Raw genomic sequence first — 12,725 nt, 5'->3', positions numbered from 1 at the left:
GACTCTCCTGCGCGTATAAACTTGCAGAGAACAATCTCCAGGTCATCGTCCTTGAAAGAGGTGACTTTCCTGGCAGCAAGAACGTGACGGGTGGCAGGATTTATCTTCTTCCTGTGGAGGGCCTCGCAAGGGATATGCTCAAAGACGCCCCCTTTGAGAGGAAAGTGGTAAGCGAACGGTGGAGTCTATTAGGCGACAGCAACTCCCTGACACTCAACCTCTCGTCTGACAGGTTTGAAAAAGAGGAGCACAGCTATACCGTACTCCGCTCCACCCTGGACCGCTGGCTTTCAGAGAGGCTCATGGAGAAGGGTGTATTTGTCATCCCAAAGTACCGGGTTGACGATCTTCTCTTTGACAATAACAGAGTAACCGGGGTCAGGATAGGCAACGAAGAGATCCCCGCCAAAGTAGTAGTCGCCGCCGACGGCGCCCTCTCTTTCATGGCTCAAAAGGCTGGCCTCATAAAGAAGCTCATTCCTAAAAATTACGCTGTAGGTATCAAGGAAGTGATTGAGTTCCCTGAAGAGAAGATTGAGGATCGCTTTAACCTTGATGCCTCCCATGGAGCAGCGCAACTTTTCCTTGGTGATGTGACCAAAGGGATGTTCGGTGGAGGTTTTCTATACACCAATAAAAAGAGCATAAGCTTAGGTCTCGTGGTAGGCATAAAAGCCCTCATGTCCCGATCTATGGAGGCCCATACCTTAATGGATGCCTTCAAGGAAAGACCGGAGATAAAACCCCTCATCCGGGACGGCGTCCTGGCTGAATACTCTGCCCACGTGATCCCCGAAGCAGGATATAACAACATCCCGAAACTCTATGCCCAAGGCATACTTCTCACCGGGGATGCCGCAGGGCTTGCTTTCAACATGGGCGCCACAGTACGGGGCATGGAGTTCGCTGTTGCCTCGGGTATCATCGCCGCAGAGACAATCATACATGCCAAAGAGAAAAACGACTACTCTGCGGAGAGCCTCTCCCTCTATGAACAGAAATTGAAGGAAACTTTTGTTTTGAAAGACCTTGCCTCGTTTAAGAACATGCCTTCCTTTCTTGAGAACGAAGCCCTTTTCTCCCTCTATCCCAAATCCTTCCCCGATCTTCTTGAGAAGATCATGTGGTTCGGGAAAGATCCGAAGGAGACCTTCTTCAGGATACTCAAATCTTCCGACCTCTTCTCCTTCAAAAGACTTAAAGACCTTTATAGGATCAGGAACATATGAAGATAGACGAAAAACTTGCCATAGACGCATTCAAAACCGATAAAGAGAGCCATATCATCATAAATCATACCATCTGTTTCGGATGCGTACTTAGCCCCTGCCTCTTTGTCTGCCCTGCCCATCTCTACTCCCGAAACGAAGAAAACAACGAGATTATGGTGGAATATGCGGGATGTCTTGAATGCGGTACTTGCCTCATTGCCTGTGCAGAAGGGGCCCTTGCGTGGAGTTATCCGAAGGGGGAGTATGGCGTCCAGTACCGCTACGGTTGATTTTGCCCCTCCTTTTAGGCTTTACCGATTCAAACACGAAGAGGATCAAGTCTAGCCGGGAGAGACATGAGGGGAGAGAAATTAACATGTTGCATCCTTTTTTTACTTGTAGTATTATAATAGTAATTCGCACATCGGGGTGCGGGTATATTATTCTGCCCTTGATGTCCTCGTAGAGGCTTCAGAATATCAAACAAAGCGGTTCAAACCATCGATTTCTAAGATTTTTCAGCACTGAGATTTTGTTGCGGGCCGGATTGTGTCTGCTTATGTGTCACGTTGCAGTGGTAAGGGCAAGCGCCCGCCCTTCCGAAATATGAAATATGGTTTTTGGCGATTCCGGTGAGGGAAACAGGAGCATTAAGGTATATATTCTACAGAAGGAGGGACTTATGGAGCTTACAAAAATTTTTGGTTCTAACGTTTTTAACGATAAAACAATAAAAGAAAGACTTCCAAAACAGATTTACAAAGCATTGAAGGAAACAATTGAGAAGGATGTGCCACTCAGGCCGGATGTTGCCGACGTAGTCGCCAATGCCATGAAGGACTGGGCTCTTGAGAAGGGGGCAACCCATTATACGCACTGGTTTCAGCCATTGACCGGTATTACTGCGGAAAAACACGACTCATTCATTTCTCCTACTAACGACGGCGGCGTGCTCGTAGAGTTTTCAGGCAAGCAGCTGATTCAGGGCGAGTCAGACGCATCATCGTTCCCTAGCGGAGGGCTTCGCGCCACGTTTGAGGCGAGAGGATATACCGCATGGGATTGCACCTCCCCTGCATTTCTGAAAACAGACGAAGCGGGCAACGTAACACTCACGATTCCGACGGCGTTTTACTCCTATTACGGTGAGGCGTTGGACAAGAAAACACCCCTTCTCCGGTCCATGAAATCCGTCTCCAAACAGGCCATGAGGGTCCTCATGGCTTTGGGAAATACAACATCCAACAAAGTAATCTCCACCGTTGGTCCTGAGCAGGAATATTTTCTGGTGGATAAAAAGTTCTATCTGGAGCGGATTGATCTCATGCTTGCGGGAAGGACCGTTTTCGGCGCACCAGCTCCCAAGGGACAGGAGCTTGAAGACCAGTATTTTGGCGCCATAAAAGACAGAGTTTCCGATTACATGACCGACCTCAATATGGAATTATGGAAAATGGGTATTACGTCCAAAACCCAGCACAACGAAGTGGCTCCCGCCCAGTATGAAATGGCCCCTGTGTTTTCCACTGCGAATATTGCGACGGATCATAACCAGTTAGTCATGGAAACTATGCAGAAGGTTGCCCTGCGTCATAACCTCGTATGCCTTCTTCACGAGAAGCCGTATACGGGGATCAATGGCTCTGGCAAACATAACAACTGGTCGCTTTCCACTGATGACGGGATCAATCTGCTCGATCCGGGGTGCACTCCGAGCGAAAATGTTCAATTCCTTCTGTTCATATCAGCAATGATCAAAGCAGTCGATACCCATGCTGATCTCCTGAGGGCTACATGCGCGACCGCCGGTAACGATCATCGTCTCGGCGCCAACGAAGCCCCGCCGGCCATAATTTCCATCTTCATGGGTGAAGAATTGACGTATATACTGGAGAAAATTTCGAAAGGCGAGAAGATATCCACCAAAGGGGCGCAGTTTGTAACTGTAGGTGTTGACACGCTGCCCGCAATCCCGAGAGATAATACGGACCGGAACAGAACCTCGCCGTTTGCTTTTACGGGCAACAAGTTCGAGTTCAGGATGGTCGGCTCTGCTCAGTCAATCGCGGGATCAAATGTAACCCTGAATACTATCGCGGCAGAGGCTCTGGATGAAATTGCCACACGCCTTGAAAAAGCAAAAGACAAGAATGTCGAAGCGGCGGCCATCATTAAGGAAATATACAAGAAATATAATCGAGTAATCTTTAACGGCAACAACTATGCTGACGAATGGACCAAGGAAGCGGAAAAACGGGACTTACCCAACGTAAAAAACTCTGTTGACGCCTTGAAGGCATTCATTGCTCCGAAGGCGCTCAAGGTTTTTGAGAAATATGACGTCTTTTCACACAAAGAACTCCATTCCCGCTACGATATATATGTAGAGACCTATGCAAAACAGATCAATATCGAAGCATTAGTATCAATTGACATGGCAAAGAGACAGCTGATACCTGCCGGACTCGAATATGCGACCTTCCTGGCGGATTCCTTGGCCAGCTTCAAAGCCGCCGCTGTCCCTGCTTCTGTCCAGGCCGATTTACTGAAGAAACTGAATGCAGCGCTTATATCGTCTTACAGGAATTTGGGGAAGCTTGAGAAAGCGGTGGAGATGGCAGCGGGTACAGACGGCATCACGAAACAGGCGGAAGCCTACCGGGACAAGGTTATGACCGCTATGGCGGCGTTACGTGCCGATATAGACGCTATGGAGATGCTGGTGCCCAAAGATATGTGGCCCATGCCGACATACGCCGACTTGTTGTTTAAACTTTAATAGAGCCTGGCCGTTTTTTTGCGCCTTACGCTGCAATCTTCAAGGGCCGCCAGATCGCTCGTGTCTGAAAGTGCCTTGCGCAAGCGGCTCTCCGCAATACGTATTGGAAAGCATGCAGGCGGACGGTTGTATGAGATTTGTTTGTATATGCCGTCGCCGAGATAGTAAGTAGCGACACCGGCTGTCTTCGACAAACTTAAACCCCAGGATAATATATATAGTATAGCTCCTGTCCCTCCGCCATACCACTCTTCGACCAGAATGATCATTTTATAAAGCCTGGATGAAAGCGTCATGTGTATCCGGGATCATGTTGTCATAAATTACCACCAGAATTCGGTCATCTATCTTAATTGATGCCATGGGACGACTTGACGATTGTTCAGTGCTGGCTTCCCGGTGTGCGCTGTCCGCGTATGCGATCAACCGGGCCGTATTACTCGGAATCAGACCGAAAGGTGTGATAGACTTTGATTTTTGACCCTGCTTTTGGTATAATCATGTTAGTTAGATGAGGAATATCATAATCAGAATATGGAACGGGGAATCAAAGCATACGAAGTGGCTTTTGTACGTACCTCTTTTCCTTCTTTCAAAGGTATACAAGGTATGCCTTGATGCAAGAAGGAGGATATACGACCTCGGTTGGGTCCCCGTTGTAGGGGTGGCTATTCCCGTAATCAGCGTCGGGAACGTTACCCTTGGGGGAACAGGAAAAACTCCAGTAGTGGAGAAGATCTCTGTAATGCTCAAAGAGGCTGGTTTTCGTCCCGCAATCGCAACACGGGGTTATAAGCGAAAGAAGAAGGGTACTTTCCTCGTAGATACGAAAAGGGATACGGCCCACGATGTGGGAGACGAGGCGTACATGCTTGCACGGAACACACAGGTGCCTGTGCTCGTGGGAAGTAACCGGGCAGAAGCGATCGACATGGGAATGAAAATGTTCCCTATTGACCTTGCGGTTCTTGACGACGGCTTTCAGCTCAAAAACATTGAGAAGGACATTGAGGTGCTTGTTCTGAATGGGAGCGAAGGAAAGTTTTCCCGTGGGCTCTTTCCTCTTGGTCCGTACAGGGAGCCCCTCGAGAGGATACGGGATGCCGACATAATCTTGGTAAACAAGGGTGATCTTGACGAGGATATGAGGGCGTATACGGATGAGATACCGACGTACAGGATGAGGTATAAGCCGGCGTATTTATACAACATGAAATTTGACGGCATAGTTCATTACGATTTTCTTAAAGGGAAACGTGTTGCCGCGTTTGCAGGGCTAGGAGATAATCGTTCTTTTTTTAACTTGCTCAGCGACTTGGGGGCTGACGTGGTATATGAGACATGCTATCCCGATCATCACGGATACACGGAAGTGGAAGTGAAAAGGATTGCCTCGTACGGAGGAATCGACCTCGTGGTCACTACGGAAAAAGATGCGGTGAAGATAATGGCCATGGAAGTTCCGGACAACTTCTTCTATCTCGCGGTAACGATCCAGATCGAGAGGGAGCAGGAACTGTTTGAACTGATACAGAATAAATTAAAGAGGGAGATATGGCAGAGAGAGTCTTTTTATTCGATACGACATTGAGGGACGGGGAGCAGTCCCCGGGCAATACCATGAATACCCCTGAAAAGCTGAGGGTGGCCAGACAGTTGGAGATCCTTGGCGTCGATATCATTGAAGCCGGTTTCCCCATAGCGTCAGAAGGCGATTTCGAGGCAGTCAAACTGATTGCTGAAAGCGTAAAAAAGTGTGAGATTGCCGGTCTCGCGCGGGCTAATAACGAGGACATCGACCGGGCCTGGGAGGCAATCAAGAATGCCGTTATACCTAGGATTCATACCTTCATCTCTACCTCCGACATCCACCTGAAGCATCAGTTCCGGAAGACGAGGGATGAGATACTGAAGATCGCGGTTGATGCAGTGAAAAGGGCAAAGAAGTATACCTCCAATGTTGAGTTCTCAGCTATGGATGCGACGAGAAGCGACCGGGACTATCTGTGCCGGATTCTTGCCGAGGTTATAGACGCGGGCGCGGTGACAGTCAACGTCCCGGATACGGTGGGTTATGCGGTACCTGCCGAGTTTGGCGAGTTGATCCGCTATATCAAAACCAACGTCCCTAACATTGATAAGGCGGTAATTAGCGTACACTGTCATAATGACCTGGGACTTGCCGTTGCGAACTCCATCGCCGCGATTCAGAACGGAGTGCGCCAGATTGAGTGCACGATTAACGGTATAGGTGAAAGAGCGGGAAATGCTTCCCTTGAGGAGATAGCCATGATACTGCGTACGAGGAAAGATGTGTTTTTCCTTGACACGGGGATCGTAAGCGAGAAGATATACCCAACGAGCAAATTGATCACATCCATTACAGGGGCTTCTGTCCAGGCGAATAAGGCGATAGTCGGTGCTAACGCCTTTGCCCATGAATCGGGCATCCATCAGGACGGGCTGTTAAAGTCCAAACTTACATATGAGATCATGAAGCCGGAATCGGTGGGTATCACGAAAAGTTCTCTCGTCCTTGGAAAACACTCGGGGAGGCATGCATTCCGGGAGAGGATTGAGGAAATGGGCTACGCTTTCAGCGATTCCGAAATCAACCTGGCTTTCAAACGGTTTAAGACCCTATCGGATATGAAGAAGTATGTGTACGATGAAGACATTGAGATGATTATCATGGACGAGATTTATAAAGTGCCAGAGAAAATCAAGATGGTCTATCTCAATGTTACATGTGGAAACAATGTCATACCCACAGCCACGGTGAAACTTGAGCTTGAAGGGGCCATACTGCAGGACGTAGGGTTCGGGGACGGACCCGTGGATGCAACATATAAGGTTATCAAGAAGCTGGCAAAGACGAACAGCAAGCTCCTCAAGTTTTCCGTGAACTCAATCACACAGGATATGGATGCCCAAGGAGAAGTGTTTGTGAAGATAGAAGAGAAGGGTTCTACTGTTATAGGGAAAGGGACTGATACGGACATTATAGTTGCCAGTGCGAAGGCGTACGTCAATGCGTTGAATAAGCTGGAATACGTAAAAAAGAGAAAGGTTGAGGGTGTTTAAATGGGGATGACAATCACGGAAAAAATACTTGCCACACACGCGGACAGAGACCATGTGGAACCGGGTGAGATTGTAGAGGTGAGGATAGACCTGGCCCTAGGAAATGATATCACCGCACCCTTGTCCCTTGAGGAGTTTCATAAATCAGGCGCGAAAAAGGTATTTGATGCAGAGAAGGTGGTCTTTGTTCTTGATCACTTCACACCGACCAAAGATATCCTGTCGGCGGAGAACTGCAAGATTATCCGGGAGTTCTCGAAAACTTACGGCATCAAGCACCTTTATGAGGGCGGGGAATGCGGTGTTGAGCACGCACTTCTTCCGGAAAAGGGTCTTGTGGTCCCAGGTGATGTGGTGATCGGTGCGGACAGCCACACGTGTACGTATGGAGCCCTCGGCGCTTTTTCCACCGGCGTGGGAAGCACGGATTTGACGTATGGAATGGTAACTGGACGAATCTGGCTCAAAGTGCCGGAAAGCATAAAATTTATCTGCCACGGGCAGTGGCGGAAATGGGTTACCGGGAAAGACCTTATACTCCATATTATCGGGATGATCGGTGTTGACGGTGCCCTTTATTCCGCAATGGAGTTTGATGGTGAAGCTATTTCTGCCATCTCGATGGAATCCCGCTTTACCATAGCGAACATGGCCATAGAGGCAGGCGGGAAAAATGGTATATTCAATGTGGACGAGAAGACCCTGGCCTACGTGAAAGAGCGCGGGAAAAGACCGCCGAAGGTGTACAGGAGCGATCAGGATGCACGTTACAGGCAGGTTATCGAAATTGATGTGAGCACAATTGGGCCGAAAGTAGCCTGTCCTTCCCTGCCTTCCAATGTGAAAGATGCGGCGGATCTGAAAGATATTGCTATCGACCAGGTAGTAATTGGCTCGTGTACGAACGGCAGGATTGAGGACCTCGAGATTGCTGCATCAGTATTGAAAGGGAAAAAAGTCGCTCCCAATATGAGATGCATCGTTATTCCCGCCACACCCGAGGTGTATGCGGAGGCAATGCATAGGGGCTACTTCGATATTTTTCTGAACGCGAGGTGCGTTATTTCCCCGCCTACGTGCGGACCCTGCCTCGGCGGCCACATGGGTATCCTTGCAAGGGGAGAAAGAGCGGTGGCGACAACAAACAGGAATTTTATCGGGAGAATGGGACATCCCGAAAGTGAAGTCTATCTGTCGGGGCCGGCTGTGGCTGCCGCGAGTGCGATCAAAGGTGCCATTGCAGTTCCGGAAGACGTGTCTTAAACCACCGGATCGTTGCCTACAGATTGAAAGTTCAAATTTCATAGAAAAAAAGGAGTTACAATGAAAACTGTGCTGAAAGGGGGGGTCTGGAAGTTCGGAGACAACATAGATACGGATATTATTATTCCAGCGATTTACCTAGCCTCAACGGACCCGACGGTACTAGGAGAACATTGCATGGAGCCGATAGCCCCATCGTTCTCTAGAGAAGCAAAGAAAGGTGATATTATTGTGGCGGGCCTCAATTTCGGATGTGGTTCCTCCAGGGAACACGCCCCGATTGCCATTTCCGCTCTTGGCATATCTTTGGTCGTAGCGAAAAGTTTTGCAAGGATCTTTTACAGAAATGCATTTAACAAAGGACTGGCGCTCCTTGAGGCCGATCTTGCGGATTTCGTCGAAGAAGGTGAGGAGATTGAAGTTGATATTACATCGGGCATTATAAAGTGTAAGAAGACAGAAATCCGGGCAAAACCGATCCCAACTTTTATGGTGGAACTTATCAATGAAGGTGGACTCATAAAATATCTCAAAAAGCAACTGGAGGAAGTAGCATGAAAGAATATAATGTAGCTGTCGTGGGAGCCACAGGCGCTGTGGGAAACGAAATGGTGGCGACCCTTGAACAAAGGAAGTTCCCGGTGAAAAAGCTGACTCTTCTCGCGTCCTCCCGTAGCATAGGGAAGACGTTGACATTTAAAGGTATTGAGGTAGGCGTAGAGGAACTGAAGGAAGATTCTTTCAAGGATATTCAGATAGGCTTGTTTTCAGCTGGAGGCTCCATAAGTGAGAAATTTGCCCCTATCGCGGCTGCGAGCGGATGTGTAGTGATAGATAACACGAGTGCGTGGAGAATGGACCCCGACGTCCCTCTCGTCGTCCCGGAAGTGAACGCACATGCGATAAAGGACTATACCAAGAAGGGCATCATAGCGAATCCTAACTGCTCCACAATCCAAATGGTGGTTGCCTTGAAGCCTCTCCACGATGCCGCAAAGATCAAGAGGGTAGTGGTCTCCACGTACCAGGCGGTATCTGGGACTGGGAAAAAGGCGATCTACGAGCTTGAGCGGCAGGTGCTTGCCATTTATAATAACAAACCGATCGAGAAGAAGGTGTATCCACACCAGATAGCCTTCAACTGTCTTCCACATATAGATGTCTTTCTTGATAACGGATATACCAAGGAAGAGATAAAAATGGTGAACGAGACAAAGAAGATCATGGAAGATGAAGGCATTGCCGTAACGGCAACGACGGTAAGGGTGCCAGTATTCTACAGTCACTCCGAGTCGGTGAACGTGGAATTGGAAAAAGACCTTACCCCGGACGAGGCAAGGAATCTTCTCAAAAAAGCCCCAGGCGTGAAAGTCATTGATGATCCGGCGAAGAAACGCTACCCTCTGGCCATAGATGCGGTAGGTCGCGACGCGACATTCGTGGGGAGGATAAGAAGGGACGAATCGGTTCCTCACGGACTCAATATGTGGGTTGTGGCCGACAACATCAGGAAAGGCGCTGCCCTTAACGCTGTGCAAGTTGCGGAGATACTGATCAAGAAATATCTTTAGTTCTTGGATAGAAATAGAAGCTGATATACGTTTCTCAATGGGAGTAGTTGAAAAGGTAAGGTCAACATGCTGGCCTCTGGTTGGCCTTACCGGTAGTGCGAACCAATTAACGAGATCTTAATAGAGTGACTGAAGAAAATCATTATTAAAGGTTTCGTTTTTTGCCCTTAAGAGGATGAATAGTATGACTGCCTACATTGCATCATTATTATTTGTGGTTCTCGCCGAGATGGGAGATAAGACCCAGCTTCTGGCTATGGCCTTCGCATCGAGATACCGTTGGCAGACCGTTATGTGGGGGGTACTTGTCGCCACTCTTGCGAATCACCTCTGCGCCGCTCTTGCGGGACATTACCTGACCAATGTCGTTCCACTCCACTATGTTCAGATCGTTGCTGCGGCGTCCTTCATACTCTTTGGCCTCTGGACTTTAAGGGGGGACAAACTCAATGATGAAGACAAGAGATTCAGCTTCAGCCCCTTTTGGACCGTTGCAGTGGCGTTTTTCTTCGCCGAGATGGGAGATAAGACCCAGCTTGCCACAGTGGCCCTCGCGACAAAATATACGAACGTGGTACAGGTATGGCTGGGAACTACCTCCGGTATGCTCGTTGCCGACGCTATCGGCATTATCGTGGGGATCGTTCTTGGAAAAAATATCCCGGAGAGGGCCGTAAAATGGTTTGCCGCCACGATCTTTATTGCCTTTGGGATAATAGGTCTTTACGGGGCGACGCCAAAACACTACTGGACCCCGGCTGTGATCACCTGCTGTTCCGCACTTCTTTTGGTCCTGATTTATGGAGTGGCGCGTTTGGGAAAAGCCAAGGACTCCGCAGAGAAATAGAACGAAACGGACTTGTCGACGGTTCGTGAGCGCCCGGTGTTACCTAAGGCAAAAGTATCGCGGGCCTACCATGACGTCCTATTCGGACTTCCTCTTGGGGGACTGTTTGTGCTGGATCTCGGAGATTTCATTTTCAATAGTGTCTATTTCGGATTTCATGGCTGTAATCTGGTTTATTCTTTCCGTGACGTAAGGGTCGTCTTTAGTGAGACTTCTTCCTGAGGTTATCTCGTCATAAACATACTCGCCTATTTCTGCCAGAAGACTCTGGACGCCACGCTGAAGCTTGGATATATCCACGTATTTCTTTTTTCCGATTGTAGCCTGTTTTTCTACGTTGAAAGCGAAATCTTGTGCAGTCTCTTTTAAGGTTTTGAGCCCTTCTTCCGCCTTTTTCTTGAGATCATCAATCAGGGCCATGGATACCTCCTTCCCTCAAACTTACCAATAAGTATATGGGAAGTTTAGTTTTTTTGCAAGGATGAACCTCAAGTGGCAATATGCCATCTTTCTATGTCACGAAAGAAGATGGAATACTATTTCTTCGCGTATTATCATATATAAAAGGCGTCCCATGAAATAGTGGTGAGTAATAAAGAATCTATCACGGGCGATAAGAATGGTGCATTTCAGGAAGGGCGGTCATGTCCACGCTCTCTTACATCTTCATCGTGAGTCTTCTCATATTCTGTGGCGGAAGGTTGCGGTAAAAACAGTCGTACGATAGTCTATTCCAATTACGGTTGCGGCACGCTGATCGTTACGACTTTGTGCCCTTGGCTACCTGGCCTTCAACGAGCATGGAATTATGGAGGAATCAAACCTCGCTGCCGTCCGGTTTTTGGGGGAGCAGAAAAGAAACCTTTTCGGCAAACTTTCACGCTCTTTGTGAAGCGGAGTCCCAAGACCTGTTTTATCTTTATCGGCGAAATACATTCCAGTCTGACAAAAAGAGGCCAGCATACAATGAAATTTGCGCACGCAGCCTTGTTCTCGTTTTCGCGGCAAGAAGGATGGGGCATGACCCCACTCGACAATGGTCTAGGGGAAAGGTACACCTGGTGTGTCCCGGTCCTGGACAACAGAAATCAGGAACTGATAGATACTGCTTCCAGTAGAATCGTAAAAAAGAAGACGCACGGCCTGGTCACTTCGAGAGTTGCAGGATCCTGTATGCACCTCTTGTCACAAGCAAGAAAACAAGTGTCCCTACAATCAGGTCGGGTAGTCTCGATGCGGTAAGATAGACAAGGACGCCTGCCGTGATGACGCCGAGGTTCACGATAACGTCGGTAGACGTGAAGATCATGCTTGCCTGCATGTGAGCCTCCCGGCTCCTCGATTTCTGGAGGAGATAGAGACAGATAGCGTTGCCTGCGAGGGCGAGAATGGAAATAATGATCATGATGTGGAAGTCCGGGGTTTCTCCGTATCCGAGAAAACGCCTGATAACTTCCGTAAACCCTAAAAGTGCTAGGGCAAACTGGAAATAACCAGCCGCTCCGGCGATCTTTTTCTTGCGCGAGGTAGTTCCCCCCACGGCAAACAAAGAAAGTCCATACACAACGCTGTCCGCCAGCATATCCAGGCTGTCGGCGACGAGACCCATTGATCCGGCGATGAAACCGGTAAAAATCTCGAGGGCAAAAAAGAGGAAGTTAATGGCGAGGACCTGCCAGAGAACGCGCCTTTCCTCAAGATGGTGTTCCGTGTCCGCCATGTCCGTCTGTTCCGAGGAAACGAACTTGGTGTCGAGATGGAGACTGTTGAGGGCCGCGAGGAGGCCGTCATAACTGCCCGTATGAAATACCTCAAGCGTGCGTTCAGGTATGTCAAACTGCAGGGAAAGAATATTGTCCATCCCTTCCAGCTTCATCCGTATCATCCCTTCTTCCGAAGGACAATCCATCTTAGATATGGTGAAGATCGTTTTCTGCATAATTTTCCAACCCGCCTTCGTACGGGTGCTT

11 protein-coding genes are annotated in these 12,725 nt (G+C 48.7%); 9 read left to right on the top strand and 2 right to left on the bottom strand.

All coding sequences use genetic code 11. From position 1 onward, the window contains the following. The 9 genes from LBQ00_03935 to LBQ00_03895 form a co-directional block, all read left to right on the top strand. Positions 1–1,229: FAD-dependent oxidoreductase (locus LBQ00_03935; protein MDR2018011.1), on the top strand; the 1,229-nt coding region annotated here is incomplete at its 5' end. Beyond that, entirely contained in the window at positions 1,226–1,501 is a 276-nt protein-coding gene (locus LBQ00_03930) for a 4Fe-4S dicluster domain-containing protein (protein MDR2018010.1), read from the top strand. The genes LBQ00_03935 and LBQ00_03930, both read left to right, overlap by 4 nt. Positions 1,502–1,893: 392 nt before the next feature. Continuing rightward, positions 1,894–3,990, top strand: a complete 2,097-nt coding sequence (locus tag LBQ00_03925; protein ID MDR2018009.1) for a glutamine synthetase III — start codon at positions 1,894–1,896, stop codon at positions 3,988–3,990. Between the two features lie 511 nt (positions 3,991–4,501). Then, a complete protein-coding gene (lpxK, locus tag LBQ00_03920) occupies positions 4,502–5,581 on the top strand; it encodes a tetraacyldisaccharide 4'-kinase (GenBank protein ID MDR2018008.1) in 1,080 nt (359 codons plus the stop codon). After that, positions 5,545–7,074 carry a 2-isopropylmalate synthase gene (locus tag LBQ00_03915; protein MDR2018007.1) on the top strand — a complete coding sequence of 510 codons (1,530 nt, stop codon included), beginning with the start codon at positions 5,545–5,547 and terminating at the stop codon, positions 7,072–7,074. Before lpxK ends, LBQ00_03915 begins: the two co-directional genes overlap by 37 nt. Next, the gene (gene leuC / locus LBQ00_03910; protein ID MDR2018006.1) at positions 7,075–8,337 is read left to right on the top strand and encodes a 3-isopropylmalate dehydratase large subunit; all 1,263 of its coding nucleotides are present in this window, start codon (positions 7,075–7,077) and stop codon (positions 8,335–8,337) included. It abuts the gene before it with no gap. A gap of 60 nt (positions 8,338–8,397) precedes the next feature. Beyond that, positions 8,398–8,895 (top strand): 3-isopropylmalate dehydratase small subunit, encoded by a 498-nt coding sequence (locus tag LBQ00_03905; GenBank protein ID MDR2018005.1) that lies wholly within the window; start codon positions 8,398–8,400, stop codon positions 8,893–8,895. Then, a complete protein-coding gene (locus LBQ00_03900) occupies positions 8,892–9,908 on the top strand; it encodes an aspartate-semialdehyde dehydrogenase (GenBank protein MDR2018004.1) in 1,017 nt (338 codons plus the stop codon). Before LBQ00_03905 ends, LBQ00_03900 begins: the two co-directional genes overlap by 4 nt. Before the next feature lie 184 nt (positions 9,909–10,092). Continuing rightward, positions 10,093–10,755 (top strand): TMEM165/GDT1 family protein, encoded by a 663-nt coding sequence (locus LBQ00_03895; GenBank protein MDR2018003.1) that lies wholly within the window; start codon positions 10,093–10,095, stop codon positions 10,753–10,755. A gap of 78 nt (positions 10,756–10,833) precedes the next feature. On the opposite strand, the gene LBQ00_03890 is transcribed toward LBQ00_03895, so the two are convergent. Both LBQ00_03890 and LBQ00_03885 read right to left on the bottom strand, forming a co-directional pair. Continuing rightward, entirely contained in the window at positions 10,834–11,175 is a 342-nt protein-coding gene (locus LBQ00_03890; GenBank protein ID MDR2018002.1) for a hypothetical protein, read from the bottom strand. 727 nt (positions 11,176–11,902) lie between these two features. Next, positions 11,903–12,694, bottom strand: a complete 792-nt coding sequence (locus LBQ00_03885) for a cation transporter (GenBank protein MDR2018001.1) — start codon at positions 12,692–12,694, stop codon at positions 11,903–11,905. Positions 12,695–12,725: the final 31 nt, after the last annotated feature.

This window comes from Syntrophobacterales bacterium (assembly GCA_031274925.1).
Lineage (GTDB): Bacteria > Desulfobacterota > Syntrophorhabdia > Syntrophorhabdales > Syntrophorhabdaceae > PNOM01.
Note: the sequence above shows the minus strand (reverse complement) of the source record. Positions and strands in the feature narration are given on the sequence as shown.

Coding starts and splice junctions, on each gene's coding strand:
- leuC (MDR2018006.1), top strand. CDS start 7,075: ATGGGGATGACAATCACGGAAAAAATACTTGCCACACACGCGGACAGA.
- LBQ00_03925 (MDR2018009.1), top strand. CDS start 1,894: ATGGAGCTTACAAAAATTTTTGGTTCTAACGTTTTTAACGATAAAACA.
- LBQ00_03930 (MDR2018010.1), top strand. CDS start 1,226: ATGAAGATAGACGAAAAACTTGCCATAGACGCATTCAAAACCGATAAA.
- lpxK (MDR2018008.1), top strand. CDS start 4,502: ATGAGGAATATCATAATCAGAATATGGAACGGGGAATCAAAGCATACG.
- LBQ00_03885 (MDR2018001.1), bottom strand. CDS start 12,694: ATGCAGAAAACGATCTTCACCATATCTAAGATGGATTGTCCTTCGGAA.
- LBQ00_03890 (MDR2018002.1), bottom strand. CDS start 11,175: ATGGCCCTGATTGATGATCTCAAGAAAAAGGCGGAAGAAGGGCTCAAA.
- LBQ00_03915 (MDR2018007.1), top strand. CDS start 5,545: ATGGCAGAGAGAGTCTTTTTATTCGATACGACATTGAGGGACGGGGAG.
- LBQ00_03895 (MDR2018003.1), top strand. CDS start 10,093: ATGACTGCCTACATTGCATCATTATTATTTGTGGTTCTCGCCGAGATG.
- LBQ00_03905 (MDR2018005.1), top strand. CDS start 8,398: ATGAAAACTGTGCTGAAAGGGGGGGTCTGGAAGTTCGGAGACAACATA.
- LBQ00_03900 (MDR2018004.1), top strand. CDS start 8,892: ATGAAAGAATATAATGTAGCTGTCGTGGGAGCCACAGGCGCTGTGGGA.